Below are 19,846 nucleotides of genomic sequence, written 5' to 3' on the forward strand. Positions count from 1 at the left end.
CTATTAGTACTCTCTTTTTTGAAGGTAAGGTCTCAGGCTTACGCTTTTTTTTGCTGGTGATCTTATCTTCCATCATGATTGTTGCAGATGCCCGAAGTGGATTTTTTAATCCACTTCGTCCTTATTTGAGCTTCCTTGTTACGCCTATCCAAGTTGTTGTTAACGCACCTCAACAAGCTATTTCTTGGGGAGTAGAGCACCTTGCTAGTCGTGAGTATCTTGTCTCTGAAAATCAAAGATTAAATCAAGATGTTTTGGTTTTAAAAAGCCGCTTGCAAAAGTTAGACTCTTTGCGTGCTGAGAATGTGCGCTTACGTGAATTGCTGGATGCATCGCAGCAGGTTGAAGCTAAAATCATTATGGCCGAAGTCATTGGTTTTGATCAAAATGCTTATAGCCATAAAATCATGATTGATAAAGGCTTCTCTTCTGGTGCTTATGTTGGTCAATCTGTGCTAGATGCGACAGGGGTGATGGGGCAAATTGTTGAGGCGGGTGCTTATAACAGTCGTGTGCTATTAATCGCTGATGCGAGCCATTTTGTGCCAGTACAATTATCTCGAACAGGTTTGAGAAGTATTTTACGAGGCACAGGTGACCTTAAGCGTCTTGCTTTGATGAATGTTCCTCATTCTGCAGATATTAAAAAAGGTGATGTACTGACGACATCGGGATTAGATGATAGGTTTCCAAGTGATTATCCCGTCGGTGTTGTTAAGTCTGTTGTCCGTATCTCTGGTAAGCCCTACGCTGATGTCGAGGTAGTCCCGTTAGCTCAACTAGAGCGAAGTCGACATGTAATGTTAATTGATGTGCCGGAGTCTCAGCGCTAATGAAAGCCAGTTTGGTATTTTTAATCACTCTTCTTATTGCGCTTATGCTTGAAGCATTACCTTTTCCAGATGCTTTTGTTTGGTTTAGGCCAGAGTGGGCGTTGTTGGTTATCTTGTACTGGGTTATTGCGCTACCTTACCGGGTTGGGGTTGGTGTTGCTTGGATGTTGGGCATTATGGTCGACTTGTTGCAAGGCGGTGTATTAGGTCAGCACTCTTTAACTTATGTCATTATTGCGTTTACCTGTGCTGTTTTTTATCAAAGGCTTCGAATGTATCACTCTTGGCAGCAAGGTGTATTTGTTGGCTTGCTTGTCAGTATTAGTCAGTTGGTAGACTTTTGTATTGATAGGTATTTGGGCGACGCCGAACCTACTCTAATGATTTTTGTGCCAGCTATTATAACTGGGGCTTTGTGGCCTTGGTCTTTTGTTGTATTACGTAGTATTCGACGCATGTACGCCATCCGTTAAGGAAAATAAATGATATTGTTAGCTTCAGCATCACCACGCAGAAAAAGCTTGTTAGGGCAGTTGGTGAGGGAGTTCGATATCTTGCCTGCTGATATAGATGAAACCCCATTTGTAAATGAAGATGCTGCTGAATATGTTCAGCGTATGGCTGTTGAAAAGGCTAAAGCAAGCGCAAGCTTGTCGCTTCAATCTGAACTTTCTCCTCCAGATAGGTCTATTATTATAGGCTCTGATACCAGTGTCGTACTTGATGGTGAGATTTTAGGCAAACCTGATAGTTTTGAGAGTGCACAATCCATGTTGCGTTCATTGTCTGGTAAGACACATCAAGTAATGACGGCTGTTTGTCTATTTGATGCTCGCTTTGATCATTTAGCTGTTAAAAATGTTATTACCCAAGTCACATTTCGTAGGATATCTGACCTTGAAATTAGCCGTTATTGGGATAGTGGTGAGCCGCAAGATAAAGCGGGAAGTTACGGTATTCAAGGTTTAGGTTCTGTTTTTGTTGAGCAAATAAATGGTTCTTTTTCTGCTGTAGTTGGTTTGCCTATGTTCGAAACGGCGCAGTTATTGCAGCAAGTAGGAATAGAGCCATTACAGGAGATGTCCAATGAGTGAAGATGTTTTAATTAATGTAACCCCGATGGAAATTCGAGTTGCTCTTGTTGAAAATGGTGTTTTACAAGAAGTTTATATTGAAAGGTCTACTCGTAAAGGTATTGTCGGTAATATTTATCAGGGCAAGGTTGTCCGTGTTTTGCCTGGCATGCAGGCAGCATTTGTAGATATAGGGTTAGAAAGGGCCGCTTTTATACATGTTTCTGAGGTGGCTGAACGTGATGCTGTAAACCCAAGTGATCAAATCGGTGATTACTTGAGAGAAGGTCAGTCTTTGGTTGTTCAGGTGACTAAGGACCCAATTAGCTCAAAGGGTGCTAGGTTAACAACGCATCTATCTATCCCATCTCGTTATTTGGTTTACATGCCAGATCAGTCTCATGTGGGTGTCAGTCAAAGAATTGAAGATGAAGCTGAAAGAGAAAGATTAAAACAGCTTGTTTCAGCTGCACTGACGGAGGCTGATGAGACAAGTGGCTATATTTTAAGAACAGCTGCAGAGGGTGCTGGCGAAGAAGAAATCTTAGCGGATATTAAATTCTTAACGCGTTTATGGCAGTCGGTTAAAAAGCGTATTAGCTCTGCAAAAGCGCCTTCAGTAATCTATGATGATTTACCATTACATTTGCGCACCATGCGTGACTTAGTCAGTCTTAAAACTGAAAAAATACGGATAGATTCTAGAGAGAATTACGCTAAATTAAAGTCTTTTGCGGAAGAGTTTATACCTGAGGTGGGGCAAAGGGTTGAATACTATCCTGGTGAGCGACCTATCTTTGATATTTATAGTGTTGAAGATGAGATTCAAAAAGCGTTAGATCGTAAGGTGCAACTAAAGTCCGGCGGTTATCTTTTAGTTGAGCAAACTGAATCTATGACGACTATTGATGTCAACACGGGAGCTTTCGTTGGTAGTCGAAATTTGGAAGAAACCATATACAAGACTAATTTAGAAGCTGCCACAGCGATTGGTCGTCAACTTAGGTTGCGTAATCTAGGTGGTATTATCATTATTGATTTTATCGATATGGAAGATGAAGAGCATAAACGTCAAGTCTTGCGCATGCTTGAGAAGGTATTGGACGTAGATCATGCTAAGACAAAAATTACAGGTGTGTCTGAGTTAGGCTTAGTTGAAATGACGCGTAAGCGTACTCGTGAGAGCTTGGGGCAAACCTTGTGTGAGCCTTGTCGTTCATGTCGCGGTAGTGGCTTGGTTAAAACGCCTGAAACAGTTTGTTATGAGGTTTTTAGGGAGATACTCAGAGCGGACCGAGCCTACGATTCTCCGACTTATGCTGTGTTAGCTTCTCGTGCAGTAATTGATCGTATGCATGAGGAGGAGAGTGCCAGTGTCGCAGAGTTAGAAGCCTTCATTGGTAAGAGTATTCATTTCCAGGTTGAAACCATGTATACCCAAGACCAATATGATGTGGTTATACGATAATTGTTTGTGATTGATAAGTGTCCGGCCAAATGAGTTTGAGTGTGAAGCGGGCTGCCGATATAGCTTGGTGGCTTTTGGTTTCTGTTGTTCTAATCTTTGCCTCCTTTATGGTTTTGGTGAAGTTTTCTTTGCCTTATGCTGATGAGTACCGTTATCAGATAGAAAGAAATCTAAGTCAAGTTTCTGGATATCAGATAGAGATTGAGAATATATCAGCAAAACTGGAGGGTCTTGATCCTAGTTTTTCTATTGATGGGTTAAGTTTAAAGGCAGAGGGTGAGTCCCAGCCTCTAAGGTTTGAACGATTGATGATTCGTTTAAACTTATGGCAATCATTAATTAAGCTTGAGCCAAACTTTAGCTACATACGTTTATATCAGACTCAAGTGAGTTTTACTGAGGCTTCAGGGCGCTGGTCTTTGACTGGTTTACCTGTGGTTGCATCCCAAAATACGGGCGGTTTTGCTCGTATCTTTAATTATTTTTTAGATCAAAGACAGATATCTTTAATAGATACTCAGTTGTCGGTTCACAGTGAGCGAGTTGGTTTAATTAATTTATCATCTGATGCCATGTATTTACAAAGAACCGCATCAGGGATAGGTGTTAGTGCAAAGGTAAAGCATCAAAACTATGATGATGAATTTAAACTTAATGCTGAAATTCATGGTGATTTAATTCGACCTGATAGTTTAAAGCTTGTTGCAGAGCTTGATTTGCCTGAAATGAGTATTAGTCAATCAGAGCTAGTGGAGCTTGAGCAATTTAAGGTTTCTCAGTTGGATTTTGGGGCAAAGCTTTGGTTATCTTATTCGTCTGGTTCTGACTTATCTTTGGTTGGGAGTCTTAATTTACAGCCGCAATTGTTTTCGGGGGAAAAGCTCTCTTTAGCTTCTAAGCTTAGTTCTCAATACTCACTCAGGACTAAGGAATTAAATCTTCAATTGGCAGATTTAGTTTTTAGCAAGGAGGGGGAGGTTTATCCTGCTGCAAACATTAAGTTAACTAGAAATTTTGAGCAGAAGACTACAGGCTTGTCTTTTGATCAGCTTGACCTCGCTTTAGGATTGGGTCTTGCTATCCCATTTTTAAATGACTCTTGGTTTGTGACAAAAATGCTCACAGCGATGGAGGCTCAAGGTGTAGCAAAGAACGGTCATCTTAAAATAATAGAAAAACCAAAACTATCCGTGACTTATCAGGGAAACTTGATGATAGATTCGGCTCAAGGTTATCAAAATATTCCAAGTGTTGAGAGATTAGAATCGATACTTACAATTAATAATGATCAGGGCTCAATTAGTTTTGTATCTAATGATGCAAGTTTGGCTTTCCCTCTTATGTATCAGGATGTTTGGCTACTAGATGGTGTTGTTGGCCAAGTTGAGTGGGGGCAGCAACAGGATAGTTTCCTCGTGTCGGCAAACGGTTTATACCTGAATCGAAATGGAGCTGACCTTACTGGTGATTTTAGGTTAGAGGTGGTAAGTAATGCGAGCGATACGCTGGCGCTAGATATTCATGGTGAGAATCTTGCCATGGCCGATGGTTTGGCGTACATCCCTAATATTGCCTTGCCTGAGTCTGCCCATAAGTGGTTGCGAGATTCATTATTAGTTGGGCATGCAAGGCAAGCTGACTTTGTATTGCAAACTGAGTTATCAGAAGGTTCCAATCCTCAGTTTTTAGTGGACCTTGATGTCGCAGGGGCTGAAGTAAAGTTTGCGCCTGATTGGCCTGCAGCTAAAGATGTTGATGCAGATGTACAAATTGATAATTCAGGCGTTAGGCTTGAGTTAAATTATGCCGCCTTAGCAGATGTTGAAAGTAGGGATTTATCCCTCTCTATTCCTTTTACTGAAGGTGGGCTAGGGGCTCTAAATTTAGACGGTAAGTTGGCTGATGATTTAGGTGATGTGATGACGTTGCTTGCTCAGACTGATTTAGCTACAGGGGTGCTTAAGCCTTTTCAAACCTGGCGAACTGAGGGGGATGCAAAAGGAGAATTTAAACTTATCCTTCCTCTAGAAGATGATCAAAATGTCAGTCCATATTTTAATCTCGCTTTACAACTTAAAAATAGTCCACTCGAAATAACTGATCTTGAACTGACGGGCAAAATTCTAACTGGGTCTTTGAATTATGATACAGAGAAAGGGATCTATGATTCAGTTTTTGATATAGAGGCTTTTTCTGGTAATGCTAAGCTTAATTTATACGGTGATGTATTACCTTCGAAAGACTTATTGATTAGGGCTGACATCAAAGGTGACTTAAGTCTTGAAGAGGTGATGGCCTGGCAGAAATTACCTGAAATGCTGACCCGAACAGTACAAGGGCAGGTTGGCTTTGTTGCAGATTTTGTGATTAATCCTGAGACGGCTGATTTAGTTGCTATAAATGCTAAAACAGATTTACATGGCGCCAGCGTGTCTCTTCCCGTTCCCTTTGCTAAAACAGCAAACACCCACAAGAACTTAGCGCTTACTATTGATGTGTTATCTGATTATGCTGATGTTTCTATTCTGTATGATGAAAATTACCGTTCTAAATTGCGTTTTTCTGAATCAGGCTTTTATGGTGGTCAGGCTTTAATTAATGAAGTAAGTGATATGCCCCGAGAAGTTCGAGAGGGGTTATCTTTAAGGGGGCAATTACCCCATATTGAATTGGCTGCATGGCGCAAGTTTTTAAATGAATCTGGTAATGAGCCTGAGCCTCAAAGCTTACGCCTATTTGTGCCTGAGTGGCTTTCATTTGTGCACCTAATTGCAGATCAAGTTAGGTTGAATAAAGACAATCTTTTACACAATGTTAAGGTTGAATACGATAGTAGTGAGCGATTAGGTGATATTTATCTTAGTTCTGAAGAAATGAGTTTACAGTTAACTAAAGATTTACAGGGACCTGTTGTTAATTTTTCTTATCTTAGCTGGAATAGTCCAGCTCAAGAAGGTGTTTCGCAAGACAGTGTTAAAAGTACATCTGATTCTGCTGGGATTAAAGCTCAGCAAATACCAAGCATGTCATTGAATATAGATGAGCTAGTTGTTAACAATCAGCCTTATGGTGATTGGCGTTTGATGATTACTAATTTAGGCAAAAAAATTCGAATTGATCCCTTTTCAACCGAGTTAACAGAGGGCGACTTTGTTGGAAGTTTGTTTTGGCAGGATGACGCTAACTCAAATGTAGAGTTGGTATTGGATATAGATGGCGGGAATATTGATGAATTAACCCGAAAATTTTCCAACGAAACCTTGTTGACCTCCAAAAGTTATAAAATAAATGTCAGTCTAAGTTGGTTGGGTACACCGTTTGATATTCAAAGAGATACTCTAACTGGACGAATAGCGTTTTTATCCCAAAATGGTGTGTTGGAAAAAGTTAATGAGCTACCTGGCTTCCTAAAAGCTTTAGGGATCTTTAACTTACATGCGCTAGCGCGTAGATTAACGTTAGATTTTTCTGATGTCAGTTCGGATGGCTTGACCTATGATAAAATGTCTACAACTCTGGTTATTCAAGGTGGTCAGTTAAATACGAATAAGCCTCTTAGTATCGTCTCTCCAACGGTTGAGATTGAGTTGCAAGGCCGCGCTGATTTGGTTACTGAGACACTTGATGAAAGGATGATCGCCTATTTCCCTTTAGGTAATGCATTACCCATTGCTGGTTTCTTACTTGGGATGCCTCAGGTAGCAGGTATTCTATATATAACAGATAAGATATTTGGGGATAAATTATCGAAAGTGACCGGTGTTGAATATTTAATCAAGGGTCCATTTAATGATCCTATTATTACGCCTGTAATACATACGCCAAAAGAGCGCCCCAAAAATAGAGATAAGTGAAATGAAGATCGCAGCAATTCAATTGACAAGTAAAGATGACTGGCAGGCTAATTTAGCAAATATTCAAGCTATGACTGATAAGGCTGTAAGTGAAGGGGCTAATTTAGTTGTATTACCTGAGAATGCTCTTATGTTTGCGGGTAATAAGATGCGTCCTTTAGCTGAATCACCTGATCAAGAGTTGGTATTAAGGGAGCTTTCCCAATTAGCAAAACATCATGAAATTCATCTAGTTATTGGTTCGCATCCAAGTTTAAAACGTCCTGATGGTGATGTGGTGGATTCAGGGAGAGTGAGACAGTCTTGCTTGGTACTTGGTCCGGATGGTGAGCTTAAGGCTAGATACGATAAAATTCACTTATTTGATGTCATGGTTTCTGATCAAAATGGTCAGTATATGGAGTCTAAGGTCATTGAGCCTGGTCAACTTGAGCCTATGGTTGTTGAAATTGAGGGGCTGAAGCTTGGTTTGTCAATTTGTTACGATGTTAGGTTTCCTGAGATGTATCGAAAGCTTGCTGACTGTGGTGCTGATTTAGTTATTGTGCCTGCTGCATTTACTTATCGTACAGGTGAAGCTCATTGGCATACTTTATTGAAGTGTCGAGCAATAGAAAATCAATTCTATGTTTTAGGTGTGAATCAATGTGGCCATCACTCAAGTACACGCCAAACATTTGGGAATTCTGTATGCTATTCTCCTTGGGGAGACTGTTTAGGTCGGCTAGATCATGAGCCTGATATTCTACTGGTAGAAATAGATTTAGCTAAAATAAATGAGTGTCGTGAAACTATGCCTGTTCATAGTCATAGGCGCTTTTATTGAATTTTAGAATATAAAAAAGCGCTTCATAAAGCGCTTTTTTATTAACTAGTGTTGGCTCGTCCTAAATAGGGGTTAGGCAAGTCCAAGTTTTTTGTCTTGAACTTCTCTTAATAGCCTAAATAGCTTTTTACGGTTTGTTGTTTTGCTATTTTGACTGACTTCTTTTTGAGCTTGTCTAATGAGTTGTCTAAAGTGCTGAATATCAACATCAGGGTTTTCGCTTAGGTACTCTTGTAAAACACTTTGACTGTTTTCGCCAATTAATGCGTCACGTAGGTTTTCAAGTTGATGAAACATTTTGTTATGAGCGGCAGAAGTTGTATCAAATAACTCAATGCGAGCTGCAATTTTTTCGTGATCTTCTGTGCGCATAATGCGTCCGATATATTGCATATGGCGACGCATGGCTTCATGCTTCTTTATACGATCAGCTTCAGCTAATGCATCTCGTAGGGTGTCAGACATCTCAACTTTTTTTTGCTGTGCCTTACTTAAATTAAGTAGCTTCTTACCCAAAGCTTGCAGCGCTTCCATTTCACGCTTGATTTGAGTTTTACTAATAAAGTTTTCGTCGTCTTCTAATTGATCAAAGTCTGTCATGTGAGCCTAAATAAGAAAAATAGTTGCTAGCCCTAAAAAGGATAAAAAACCGACTACATCTGTCACTGTAGTGAGTATTACGTTACCCGCAAGAGCTGGGTCTATGCCCAAGCGCTTTAATGTAATAGGGAGGAGTGTGCCGACAAGGGCGGCAAACAGTAAATTAATGATTAATGCGCCCGCTATGATATAGGCAATCTCAATGTTGTCAAACCAATATGCAGTTAAAGCGCCCACAACAATGGCCCAAAGTATGCCGTTTAAAAAGCCGACGACAATCTCTCTGTTTAAAAGCCATCGTGTATTAGCTGCACCTATATGGCCTAATGCTATACCTCGAATAACCAATGTTAGTACTTGTGAGCCTGCTATTCCGCCCATGCTGGCAACAATGGGCATAAGAATGGCGAGAGCAACGACCTGATCAATTGTGTTTTGAAAAAGGCCAATTACATAAGAGGCAATAAAAGCTGTAATCAGGTTAATGCCTAACCAAACTGCGCGACGCTTAGAGGTTTGCATGATGGGGGCAAAAGTGTCTTCGTCATCATCAAGGCCGGCCATACTGAGCATTGAGTGTTCTGCTTCATCTCGAATTACATCGACGACATCATCAATGGTAATACGCCCTAAAAGTTTGCCGGAAGCTTCGTCAATTACTGGGGCAGATACTAAGTCCATTTTTTCAAATAATTGGGCTACTTCACTAGCAGGAGCGTTAGCTTCAATTACCGTTGTCTCTGTTTCCATTATATCTCGTACGCTAGCTTCGGGGTCAGCAACGAGAAGTTTGGTTAGAGGGAGAGTGCCTAAAAATCTATCAGAGCGGCTGACAACTAATAAACTGTCTGTCATGTCAGGTAGACTTGCATGGCGCCTTAAGAAGCGAAATGCAATATCGATAGTGATATTGGGTCGAACTGTGATGGTGTCTGTATTCATTAAGCCGCCAGCAGAGTCTTCTGGGTAGCTTAGGAGTGATTCGACTCTAGATCTGTCTTGAGCCGTCATTGACGCGAGTACTTCAGCTACGACTGTCTCAGGCAGGTTTTGTAGTATGTCTGCTAGGTCATCACTTTCAAGTTGCTCTGTTACGGCAACAAGTTGCTCTGTATCCATTTCCTTAAGGAACTGAACACTAATGTCTTCACTTAAGTATTGAAGTATCTCACCTTCATTCTTTTGTTCTATGAGGTCCCAAAGAAGGCGTCTTTCTTTTGGCGGTGAGGATTCTAGAAGGCGAGCGACATCTTGCGCAGGTAAGGCGCCATTAAGTAAGTATTTAATTTGCATAGTGCCACCGGACTCAAGAGAGTCTGTGACAGTTTGCAGATGTTGTTGCGTATCCTGTTCAACCATTTGGTTTAGGTATTATTCTTCTTCGTCAAAGCGATTATTGATAAGTGCTGTTATGGCTTCAAGTGCTGCAGCTTCATCTTCACCATTGGTTTTGATTGTAATATTGGTGCCTTTTGAGGCAGCTAGCATCATCATTGCCATGATGCTTTTACCGTCCACATTGCGACCTTCTTTATCTATTGTAATATCACATGAAAATCGTGATGTCGTTTCGACTAGTTTACCAGCTGCTCTGGCATGTAAACCTAGTTTGTTAATAATAGTGATCTCTTGCTCTAACATGTTGGTCCCTATAACAATGATTTAAATGTGTCGTAAAGTGCCTGGTTTGAATTTGCTTGTCTTAAGGACTCTAACTTTTCTGGAGACTGAGCAAATTCTGCAATCTGACCTAGTGTTTTTAGGTGGTGATCACATTCTTGTGGCGGCACAATTAAAGCAAATATTAGATCGACTTTTTTGCGGTCTATCGCGTCAAAGTCAATTGCCTTTTCTAAAGAGATAACAACCATTGCTGTATGGTTTGCTTCTTCCAAGCGGCAATGAGGTACAGCAATACCTTGGCCTACGCCAGTACTTCCAAGTTTTTCGCGAGCCAGTAAAGCATCAAAAACGGCTTCTTTGTCGCAATGAAGTCTATCTCCTACCAAATTAGCAATGCTTTCAAGTGTTCTTTTTTTGCTGGTCGTAGCAAGATTCGCGATTACTAGTTCTGGTTTTAAAATGTTAGTTAATGACACTTTCTATTCCGCTTTATATTAGTCTTTTTCGTTCATTTGAAGGGGGGATGTTCATTGCTTCACGGTATTTAGCAACGGTTCTCCTTGCCACTTGTATGCCTTGATCTGCCAATGCCGTTGCAAGCTTGTTGTCGCTTAAAGGCTTTTTGGCGGGTTCATCGGTAATGAGTTTTTTGATCATGGCTCGTATTGCTGTTGATGAGCACTCTCCACCAGAGTCAGTACTTACGTGACTGGAGAAGAAGTATTTCAATTCAAAGATGCCTCTAGGTGTGTGCATATACTTTTGAGTGGTAACACGAGAGATCGTGGATTCATGCATACCAACTTCTTCTGCAACATCATGCAGCACCATAGGTTTCATAGCTTCTTCACCTAGCTCAAAAAAATCTATTTGTTTTTCAACAATACAGCTAGCTACTTTGAGTAGGGTTTCATTCCGACTTTGGATGCTTTTTAAAAACCATTTGGCTTCTTGCAAAGAGTTTTTAATGTAGTTCACTTCCTCTGTTTTTTTAGAGCTATTAGCAAGTGATGAATAGGTTTTGTTGATTCTAACGGGAGGAAGGGCATCGTTGTTAAGCTCAACTTGCCAGATATCATTACGTTTTCTGACATTAACATCTGGAATAACGTAATCAGTATCATCTTGATCGATAAGAGAACCAGGTCTTGGGTTAAGTTGCTGTATTAGAGCAATAACTTCCTTTAGGGCTTCTTCTTTTAGTTTTGTTTTGCGAGATAGCTGGGTGAAGTCTCTGCTTCCTAATAGAGCGAGGTGCTGATTTATTAGGTTGTGAGTGCTCTTGTAAAGAGGGTGTTCTTTGTAAGCTTGTAATTGAACTAGCAAGCATTCTCTTAAATCAGCTGAACAAACGCCTACAGGGTCAAAGCATTGTAGCCTATGTTGTACAGCTAATACCTCGTCCTCTTCTAATTCTTCAAGTTGTGGCATTAAGCCTTGCCAGATCTCATTGATAGAAATGCTTAGGTAGCCATCAGGTTGGACGCACTCAATAATAGAGTAGGCAATTTCAATATCACGTTCAGAAAAAGGCGTTAAATTAAGTTGCCAGATCAGGTGGTCTTGGATGCTTTCTGAAGGTGCATTTCTGCTCTCAAAATCAAAGTCATTGTCGTAGCTTTGGCTTTCTGATGCTGCTGCGGAGTTTTGATAAGTATCATCCCAAGAGCTGTCGATGGATAGTTCTTCTGGGATGCTTTCTGTCCACTCAGACTCTACTCTTGCTTCATCATTATTTTGGCTATTTGAATTAGCTTCATTATCTTTTTTGTCGGTATTTTCTTCTACACTAGTATCATTAAAGTCATCATCATCCATTTCTAAAAGGGGATTAGATTCTAAAAATTCATGGATTTCTTGTTGCAGGTCCAATGTAGATAATTGCAGTAAACGTATGGCTTGCTGCAATTGAGGTGTCATGGTCAGTTGTTGACCAATTTTTAACTGTAAAGATTGCTTCATAGTGAAACACTTTCTGTAAGAATGATTTGGAACGAGTTATGCATATTACTCCCTTTTTCAGTAAAAGAGAAAGATCTAGAGTCGGAAGTTGTCGCCTAGGTAAACTTTTTTTACCTGTTCATTCGAAATGACTTCTTCCGCATTGCCTGAGGCGATAATGTGTCCATTGCCCACTATGTAAGCTTTGTCGCAAATATCCAATGTTTCTCTAACATTATGGTCAGTAATTAAGACGCCAATACCGCTTTGTTGAAGGTGTTTGATGATTTGTTTGATATCCCCAACAGAGATAGGGTCAACGCCAGCAAAAGGTTCATCTAGCAAGACAAATTTTGGGTTCATAGCTAGTGCTCTTGCTATTTCAACACGACGCCTTTCACCACCAGAAAGTGCCATGCCTAAATTCTTTCGTATATGTGTAATGTGGAATTCGTTAAGAAGCTCTTCAAGCTTCTCCTCTCTTTCTTGTTTGGAGAGACTTTTTCTAGTTTCCAAGATGGCGGCAATATTATTTTCAACAGACATTTTTCGAAATATGGACGCTTCTTGAGGAAGGTAGCCTATGCCTTTTTGTGCTCTTGCATGCATGGCTAAATGTGTTACTGGCTCGCCATCAATAAAAATGCCACCTTCATCATTCGCAACCATGCCAACTATCATGTAGAAGCAAGTGGTCTTGCCTGCGCCATTTGGCCCTAATAAGCCAACCGCTTGGCCGGACTCTACAGCTATGGATACATCAATAACAACTTTACGTTTTTTGTAGCTCTTAGCCAAATTTTTAGCTTCTAGAATCGCCATTAATTAGCCTTAGGGGGTGTGTTAGATTGGGGTTGTAATGTCATGGAAACACGACCACCTTTGTTTTTCTTTGCTTCGAATGTGCCTGTTTTCATGTCGTAGCGGATAAAGCCTGCTGCAATTTCATCTTCACCTCGCTTAATAAAGCCTTCACCTTCTACTTCTAAAATAGAGGTGCTGCTATCATAGAAAATTTTGGTGCCACGGCTAATAACCATATTGCCAGCGATATCTACTTGTTGGCTAAAGTTTGCAGCTTGACCATCTGTCCCTTTAGCAAAGATTTTGTCGTATTTGTTAGTGGACTTTGAGCTAGTAATGGTTAGTTTATTGGCACTAATCAGTATGCTGCCTTGGCTAACTTTTACATTGCCTATGTAGATAGCATTGCCTTTTTCATTATCTATGAAGGCTGAATCTGCTTCGATTTCAATGGTTTCTTGAAAATCTTCAGGTAACGCATACCCAGAAGTGGCGCTAATGGTGCAGCTTAATAAAAATAAGCATTTAACGATTTTGTTCATAACTTCCTCGTACAGATCCCTGCATGGTTACTTTATTTGTGCTGGTAAATGCAGTGATAGTGTCTGCTTTAATATTGCCTTGTGCTGATGTGATGTTGGCTTTGCCAAGGCTAGTAATACTTTGATCTTTATCTGTATAAATAATGCTGTTGGATGTAATGACAGTTGGTACAGATTCATTTGATTGGTTTGTCATCTTAGCAGAACCATTTAGCAATATGTCGTTACTTGAATCTTTAATTAAGCCTGTTTCGCTAGAAGCTACCCAAATACTTCCGTTTTGAGTTTTGCTTACTATAGGCTCAATAAGATGAGACTCTCCTTGCATTGGGTAGTGTTTAATTTCTTTCGCTAACAACTTTTCTGTCAACTGGCCATCTATATTAAATGTTTTTGTTTCAACACCTTCTAAAAAAAAGTCTGGTGCAGATTCTAATTCACTTTTTTGTACCAAACTTTGTTTAGGTGTAAGGCCAAACCAAAATGTGAAACTAAAAACTAGCATTGCACCTAGAGCAATTGAGACCAGTGTCCATTTCTGTTTCATGATAAATCTTTACCTAGCTTGTAAAAATAGACTGATTAAATAAGTAGCATAACTGATAAGCAGTATAATACCGATCCATTTTGGGATGCTGGTTGATTTAGTTCTACGGAAAATCAGGATGCAAAGTGCTAAAAATAGCGAGGTGCAGAACATCCACCAATAATCTCTGCCCATGATGTTAGGGTCTATAAGTCCAGGGGCAATAATAGCTGGTAAAGGAAGTACAGTTGCTAAATTAAACAGGTTTGAGCCTAAAATGTTACCTATGGCAATGTCGTGGTGACCTTTAAGGGCGCTTGTTATTGACGCTGCAAGCTCTGGTAAACTCGTTCCAATTGCTATGATGGTTAATCCGATAAGTAACTCACTGACACCAAAAGCAACCGCTATACCTGTCGCACCCCAAACTAGAATTTTTGAACTCAAAATTAAAACGGCTAGACCTATTACGGCTATTGTCAGTGATTTAGTAACGCTCGACCCATCGTCTTCTGGTAGCTCCTGTGTAAGCTCCTCTTCTAGACCTTTGCTGTTTCGTAACAGTAAGAATAGTGCGACAAAAAAAGCAATAATAAGGATAATGCCATCTAAAAACTCTAAGCTGTTATCCATCATAAGTAAGCCAGCAAGTATGGTGATACCTAGCAGAATAGGCACTTCTTTGGTAGCAAGACCTTCTTTTATTGGGATGGCGCTGATTAATAACGTGGCGCCAAATACAAGCGCTACATTTGCAATGTTAGACCCCAAGACGTTCCCTACAGCAATTTCAGGTGCACCATCTAGTGCAGCAATCGCTGATACAACCATTTCGGGGGCTGAAGTGCCTAAGGCAACTAAGGTGAAACCAATAACAATTGGGCTTACATTTAGTTTTTCTGCTACCAATGCAGAGTGCTCAATGAACTTATCGGAACTAAAAACTAGGAGAATGAGACCAAAAAATAGGGCAGCAGAGAATAGCAGCATGAGGTAAAACTAACTCGTGTGAAAAATGATGCCTAATTTAATGAAGTTTGCTCCATAAATTCAAGACCTTAAATGCCATAAACCACTTAATCTCCTTGTTTTAGTGTTCAATTTATTAAAATCCAGTGTAATATTCACGTTTGGTGATAAAGAACCAGGGAAAACTGATGAGCAATAACTTTGTTGATATTCAAAATATGAGTTTCTATCGTGGTGATAGAGCAATTTATAAAGACATATCGCTACAAATTCCAAAGGGTAAAATTACCGCGGTTATGGGTCCGAGTGGAACAGGTAAAACTACCTTGTTACGTTTGATTGGTGGTCAGTTAATGCCTGATGAGGGCAAGGTTTTATTAGATCAGCAAAATGTACCAGATTTGTCTAGAAAGCAATTATACGAAGCTAGAAAGAAAATTGGCATGTTGTTTCAAAGTGGCGCACTTTTTACTGATATTAGTGTCTTTGATAATGTTGCTTTCCCATTAAGAGAGCATACGAACTTCAGTGAAGATGTTATTCGTGATGTGGTTTTAATGAAATTACAGAGTGTTGGCCTACGCGGGGCAGCGAACTTAATGCCTGCTGAACTTTCAGGGGGAATGGCTCGACGAGCGGCTTTGGCGCGTGCAATTGCACTTGATCCCCAATTGGTTATGTTTGATGAGCCTTTTGCTGGTCAAGACCCTATCTCAATGGGGGTAGTTGTTGAGTTGATAAAACGATTAAACCAATCAGTGGGAATGACTTCAGTATTAGTTTCCCATGATGTTGAAGAGTCTCTTTCAATTGCTGATTATGCCTATATTCTCTCGGGTGGTGCTGTTGTTGCACAGGGTACGCCTGATGAGATTCGAGCATCTTCAGATGAAAGGGTTAAGCAATTCTTAGGTGGTTTGCCTGACGGTCCTGTTCCGTTTCATTTTGATGCGATGGATTATCAAGAGGATATGAAAATGGGTGGGAATGCTAGATGAAATCAATACAGTCGGCAGGATTGACTGCGATTAACTCGATTGCTGCTTTTGGTAGAGCCGGGTTATTTCTGATCCATGTGATGTTACATAAGCCCAAATCCTTTTCTGGGGCGATGAATTTGTTGATAAAGCAAATTTATTCAGTGGGTGTGCTGTCCCTAGTTATTATTGTTGTGTCTGGGCTGTTTATCGGAATGGTACTAGGGCTTCAAGGTTATACAATTTTAGCAAAGTTTGGCTCTGAGCAGGCAGTAGGGCAGTTACTTGCATTGACATTGTTACGTGAGCTCGGTCCAGTCGTTACTGCTTTGCTATTTGCCGGTCGAGCTTGTTCTGCGCTTACTGCAGAGATAGGTTTGATGAAAGCGACAGAGCAGCTTTCTAGCCTTGAAATGATGGGGGTTGATCCTTATCGACGCATTATAGCGCCACGATTTATAGCTGGTTTAATTTGTCTGCCGATTTTATGTGTCATTTTTTCAGCAGTGGGCGTGCTAGGTGGTGAATTTGTTGCTGTGAGTTGGTTACAAATTCATGGAGGAAGTTTTTGGTCATTGATGCAGCAGTCAGTCTATTTTTCAACGGATGTTGTTAATGGCATTATTAAAGCATTTTGTTTTGCCATAGCGACAACTTGGATTGCTGTGTTTCAAGGATATGAATGCGAGCCAACGTCAGAAGGCATAGGTAAGGCTACAACACGTACTGTAGTGTTAGGGTCTTTGTCTATTCTCGTATTAGATTTTATTTTAACCGCCGCTATGATAGGGGATTTTTAGCATGAAAAATAAGCAGCTAGAGCTTATGGTTGGTATGTTTGTTATTTTAGGGTTTGCTGCTTTAGCGTATTTAGCTATTCAAGTAAGTGGGCTTTCTGGTTCCAGTTCAAAAGATGTATATCAAATACAGGCAAGATTTGATGATATTGGTGGCCTTACTGAAAGAGCAAAAGTCTCTATTGCTGGTGTCACTGTTGGTGAAGTAGATAGTATTGTTCTTGATAAAGAGCTTTATATGGCACTTGTAACATTTAATATTTATGCGGATGTTGAAAATATTCCTACAGATAGTTCATTTGCTATTTTGACCAATGGTTTATTGGGTGAAAAATATGTGGGGGTGTCGATTGGTGCAGAAGAAGAGTACTTAACTCAAGGTGGAGAAATATATGATACACAATCTGCCTTAGTGTTAGAAAACCTTATTAGTCAGTTCTTATTTGAATCGACTCAAGGGGATTGATTATGAAAATATTATTATCCGTTTGTGTTTTACTTTTATCCCTAGTTACTCAATCGGCTTATGCTCAGCTTGGGCCAAGAGAGCAGGTTGTTAATGTTGTTGAATTATTGAAGACTGAGATTGTTGCCAATCGTGACGTTTTATCAAAGGATAAAGCGGCTTTAAGGCAGAAAGCAGACGAAATTCTTTCACCTTTGATTAATTTCGATAACTTTGCGAAGAATGTAATGGGGAAATATTATCGTAGGGCCTCAAAAGAGCAAAGATTAGAGTTTTCAACAGTGACAAAACAAACACTTTTGAATAGTTATGCGACCGCTTTATTAGAGTTTGATGAAGAGAAGGTGAAAATTTTACCTTTAGCCCCTTCAAAGAAAAAAAATAAAGCTAGAGTGAACATGGAGTTTGTGACTGATGCTGGCAGCTTGGTTGATATCGTATTTTTGATGAAGCTGAGTAAGCAAAACGAATGGTTGCTCGATAATGTGATTATTAGTGGTATTAATTTCGGCCTAACTTTTAGAAAGCAATTTGCATCCATGGTTCAAAAAAACAAAAACAACATAGACTTGGCGATTGCAAGCTGGGCTAAGTCATTGGAAAAGAGAGTTGAGTGAGCATGCTTGAATTGGTGGAAAGTGATAAGGAAATTAGCATTTTAGGAGAATACCAAGCAGCAGAGCTTATGATGCTTGAAGCTAACCTAAGCAAATGTTTAAACTCTCTCGATACAGCTAAAGACTTAAACTTAACCTCTTTGAAAGGAAGTGATAGCGGGCTAATTGCATTACTTTTGTTTTATCAGAGGTTTGCAAATAAAAAACATTGGCAAGTAAATTTAATAAATGCCAGTGCCGGAGTGAAAGGTCTGATAGAATTGTCCCAGTTGAATGATTTTTTTACACTAGTTGATGATAAATAGTCGTGTAATGGCGTGTTTTGACTAGTTGATTTAAAGTTTTTTGGTAATTAGAGCCAATATACAGAATAAGTTATAGGCGTTATTTAAGATTTGGAGTTGTTGTGAACGCAAACGAAGTAAAAGCATTATTAGAAAATGAAATTGAAAGCTGTGAAGTGATTGCCGAAGGAGAAGGGTGTAACTTTCAATTGACCCTGATTTCTCCTGTTTTTGACGGTTTATCTATGGTGAAAAGACAACAGCTGGTTTACGCGCATCTTCAAGATTCGATTGCCAGTGGCGCAATTCATGCCGTTACTATGAAAACCTATACACCAGCACAATATAGTCAATTAAACTAATTACGCGTTAAGGAAACAGTATGGATAAGCTGCTAATTACTGGCGGTCAGTCACTTAATGGTGTGGTTAGAGCATCTGGTGCAAAAAATGCAGCTTTGCCTATTTTGGCTGCAACACTTCTTACAAAGCAACCTATTACGATTAAAAATCTACCTCATTTGCACGATATTACGACCATGTTGGAGTTGTTAGGCTCTATGGGGTGTGGTGTTGTTGTTGATGAAAAAATGAATGTTCAGTTAGATGTCTCTACTGTCAACCGCACTGAAGCGCCTTATGAATTGGTTAAGACAATGCGAGCTTCAATTTTGGTGCTGGGGCCTTTAGTTAGTCATTTTGGCGAAGCCATAGTTTCTTTGCCTGGTGGCTGTGCAATAGGTAGCCGTCCTGTAGATCTTCACTTACGTGGTCTTGAAGCGATGGGTGCAGATATTCAAGTAGAAGGCGGTAACATTGTTGCTAAAGTTGATGGTCGCCTAAAAGGGGCGAGAATTTTCTTTGATAAGGTAACGGTAACAGGAACAGAGAATCTTTTGATGGCTGCTGTTTTAGCTGATGGTCGCTCTATTCTTGAAAATGCTGCTCGTGAACCAGAAGTTGTTGATTTGGCTGAATGCTTGATTGCTATGGGAGCGAAAATCACGGGTCATGGTACAGATACTATTACCATTGATGGCGTGGAAGAGCTTTTTGGTACTGAATATTCTGTAATGCCTGATCGAATTGAAACAGGTACCTTCCTTGTTGCCGCTGCAATTACCGCAGGTAAGGTAAAAGTTGTCGATACTGATGTTCATTCAATGGAAGCAGTACTTGCCAAACTTGAAGAGGCGGGTGCCAGTGTTGAGGTGGGTGAGGATTGGATTGAACTTGATATGCAAGGGCGTCGTCCTAAGGCTGTTAATATCAGTACAGCACCTTACCCTGCTTTCCCAACAGATATGCAGGCTCAATTTGTAGCATTAAATGCTATTGCAGATGGTGTGGGGCGAGTTACAGAAAATATCTTTGAAAACCGTTTTATGCATGTTGATGAGATGTTGCGTATGGGGGCTGATATTGAAGTGAACGGTAATACTGCCATTGTTAAAGGTGGTAGTGCGCTTAAAGGTGCCCCAGTGATGGCGACGGATTTAAGGGCTTCTGCGAGTTTAGTTCTTTCTGCATTAGTAGCAGAAGGGGATACTAAGATAGATCGTATTTATCATATTGATCGTGGTTATGAATGTATTGAAGAGAAGTTTGGTTCTCTCGGCGCGAAAATATCAAGGGTATTAAATTAAA

General features: G+C 40.1%; 22 protein-coding genes. 13 read left to right on the plus strand and 9 right to left on the minus strand.

Annotation, left to right across the window (positions count from 1 at the left end):
• Positions 1 to 2: 2 nt before the first annotated feature.
• The 6 genes from mreC to TW85_RS09165 are packed head-to-tail and all read left to right on the plus strand — an operon-like array spanning position 3 to position 8,054.
• Positions 3 to 833, plus strand: coding sequence for a rod shape-determining protein MreC (mreC, locus tag TW85_RS09140; protein ID WP_082827927.1), 831 nt, complete (start codon positions 3 to 5; stop codon positions 831 to 833).
• Positions 833 to 1,306, plus strand: a complete 474-nt coding sequence (mreD, locus tag TW85_RS09145; protein ID WP_046016816.1) for a rod shape-determining protein MreD — start codon at positions 833 to 835, stop codon at positions 1,304 to 1,306. The genes mreC and mreD overlap by 1 nt, the downstream gene beginning before the upstream one ends.
• 9 nt (positions 1,307 to 1,315) lie before the next feature.
• A complete protein-coding gene (locus tag TW85_RS09150) occupies positions 1,316 to 1,927 on the plus strand; it encodes a Maf family protein (protein WP_046016817.1) in 612 nt (203 codons plus the stop codon).
• Positions 1,920 to 3,374 carry a ribonuclease G gene (gene rng, locus TW85_RS09155; protein ID WP_046016818.1) on the plus strand — a complete coding sequence of 485 codons (1,455 nt, stop codon included), beginning with the start codon at positions 1,920 to 1,922 and terminating at the stop codon, positions 3,372 to 3,374. The genes TW85_RS09150 and rng overlap by 8 nt, the downstream gene beginning before the upstream one ends.
• A gap of 29 nt (positions 3,375 to 3,403) precedes the next feature.
• Entirely contained in the window at positions 3,404 to 7,228 is a 3,825-nt protein-coding gene (locus TW85_RS09160) for an AsmA-like C-terminal region-containing protein (RefSeq protein WP_046016819.1), read from the plus strand.
• 1 nt (position 7,229) lies between these two features.
• Positions 7,230 to 8,054: a carbon-nitrogen hydrolase family protein gene (locus TW85_RS09165; RefSeq protein WP_046016820.1), complete on the plus strand. Its 825-nt coding sequence runs from the start codon at positions 7,230 to 7,232 to the stop codon at positions 8,052 to 8,054.
• 72 nt (positions 8,055 to 8,126) lie between these two features.
• Here TW85_RS09165 and yjgA read toward each other — a convergent pair whose 3' ends face one another.
• The 9 genes from yjgA to TW85_RS09210 form a co-directional block, all read right to left on the minus strand.
• Positions 8,127 to 8,654: a ribosome biogenesis factor YjgA gene (yjgA, locus tag TW85_RS09170; RefSeq protein ID WP_046016821.1), complete on the minus strand. Its 528-nt coding sequence runs from the start codon at positions 8,652 to 8,654 to the stop codon at positions 8,127 to 8,129.
• 6 nt (positions 8,655 to 8,660) lie between these two features.
• Entirely contained in the window at positions 8,661 to 10,013 is a 1,353-nt protein-coding gene (gene mgtE / locus TW85_RS09175; RefSeq protein WP_046016822.1) for a magnesium transporter, read from the minus strand.
• Between the two features lie 12 nt (positions 10,014 to 10,025).
• The gene (locus TW85_RS09180) at positions 10,026 to 10,295 is read right to left on the minus strand and encodes an HPr family phosphocarrier protein (RefSeq protein ID WP_046016823.1); all 270 of its coding nucleotides are present in this window, start codon (positions 10,293 to 10,295) and stop codon (positions 10,026 to 10,028) included.
• A gap of 8 nt (positions 10,296 to 10,303) precedes the next feature.
• Positions 10,304 to 10,753 (minus strand): PTS IIA-like nitrogen regulatory protein PtsN, encoded by a 450-nt coding sequence (gene ptsN, locus TW85_RS09185; RefSeq protein ID WP_046016824.1) that lies wholly within the window; start codon positions 10,751 to 10,753, stop codon positions 10,304 to 10,306.
• Between the two features lie 13 nt (positions 10,754 to 10,766).
• Positions 10,767 to 12,239: an RNA polymerase factor sigma-54 gene (locus tag TW85_RS09190; RefSeq protein ID WP_046016825.1), complete on the minus strand. Its 1,473-nt coding sequence runs from the start codon at positions 12,237 to 12,239 to the stop codon at positions 10,767 to 10,769.
• Positions 12,240 to 12,314: 75 nt separating this feature from the next.
• A complete protein-coding gene (gene lptB, locus TW85_RS09195) occupies positions 12,315 to 13,040 on the minus strand; it encodes an LPS export ABC transporter ATP-binding protein (RefSeq protein ID WP_046016826.1) in 726 nt (241 codons plus the stop codon).
• Positions 13,040 to 13,564, minus strand: a complete 525-nt coding sequence (gene lptA, locus TW85_RS09200) for a lipopolysaccharide transport periplasmic protein LptA (RefSeq protein ID WP_046016827.1) — start codon at positions 13,562 to 13,564, stop codon at positions 13,040 to 13,042. Before lptA ends, lptB begins: the two co-directional genes overlap by 1 nt.
• Positions 13,548 to 14,111, minus strand: a complete 564-nt coding sequence (lptC, locus tag TW85_RS09205; protein WP_046016828.1) for an LPS export ABC transporter periplasmic protein LptC — start codon at positions 14,109 to 14,111, stop codon at positions 13,548 to 13,550. The genes lptA and lptC overlap by 17 nt, the downstream gene beginning before the upstream one ends.
• A 9-nt stretch (positions 14,112 to 14,120) precedes the next feature.
• Positions 14,121 to 15,080, minus strand: coding sequence for a calcium/sodium antiporter (locus tag TW85_RS09210; RefSeq protein WP_046016829.1), 960 nt, complete (start codon positions 15,078 to 15,080; stop codon positions 14,121 to 14,123).
• A gap of 167 nt (positions 15,081 to 15,247) precedes the next feature.
• Here TW85_RS09210 and TW85_RS09215 point away from each other — a divergent pair, with 167 nt between their 5' ends.
• The 7 genes from TW85_RS09215 to murA all read left to right on the plus strand — a co-directional run bounded on the left by TW85_RS09215 (position 15,248) and on the right by murA (position 19,845).
• A complete protein-coding gene (locus TW85_RS09215; protein WP_046016830.1) occupies positions 15,248 to 16,057 on the plus strand; it encodes an ATP-binding cassette domain-containing protein in 810 nt (269 codons plus the stop codon).
• Positions 16,054 to 16,836 carry a lipid asymmetry maintenance ABC transporter permease subunit MlaE gene (gene mlaE / locus TW85_RS09220; protein WP_046016831.1) on the plus strand — a complete coding sequence of 261 codons (783 nt, stop codon included), beginning with the start codon at positions 16,054 to 16,056 and terminating at the stop codon, positions 16,834 to 16,836. Before TW85_RS09215 ends, mlaE begins: the two co-directional genes overlap by 4 nt.
• Before the next feature lies 1 nt (position 16,837).
• On the plus strand, positions 16,838 to 17,299 hold the full coding sequence (mlaD, locus tag TW85_RS09225; RefSeq protein ID WP_046016832.1) for an outer membrane lipid asymmetry maintenance protein MlaD: 462 nt from the start codon (positions 16,838 to 16,840) through the stop codon (positions 17,297 to 17,299).
• A gap of 2 nt (positions 17,300 to 17,301) precedes the next feature.
• Entirely contained in the window at positions 17,302 to 17,916 is a 615-nt protein-coding gene (locus tag TW85_RS09230; protein ID WP_046016833.1) for an ABC transporter substrate-binding protein, read from the plus strand.
• The gene (locus tag TW85_RS09235; RefSeq protein WP_046016834.1) at positions 17,913 to 18,221 is read left to right on the plus strand and encodes a hypothetical protein; all 309 of its coding nucleotides are present in this window, start codon (positions 17,913 to 17,915) and stop codon (positions 18,219 to 18,221) included. Before TW85_RS09230 ends, TW85_RS09235 begins: the two co-directional genes overlap by 4 nt.
• A 101-nt stretch (positions 18,222 to 18,322) precedes the next feature.
• A complete protein-coding gene (locus TW85_RS09240; RefSeq protein WP_046016835.1) occupies positions 18,323 to 18,562 on the plus strand; it encodes a BolA/IbaG family iron-sulfur metabolism protein in 240 nt (79 codons plus the stop codon).
• 20 nt (positions 18,563 to 18,582) lie between these two features.
• Positions 18,583 to 19,845 (plus strand): UDP-N-acetylglucosamine 1-carboxyvinyltransferase, encoded by a 1,263-nt coding sequence (murA, locus tag TW85_RS09245; protein WP_046016836.1) that lies wholly within the window; start codon positions 18,583 to 18,585, stop codon positions 19,843 to 19,845.
• The last annotated feature ends 1 nt before the right edge of the window (position 19,846 follow it).

The sequence above is a fragment of the Marinomonas sp. S3726 genome (assembly GCF_000967665.1).
Classification (GTDB): Bacteria; Pseudomonadota; Gammaproteobacteria; order Pseudomonadales; family Marinomonadaceae; genus Marinomonas.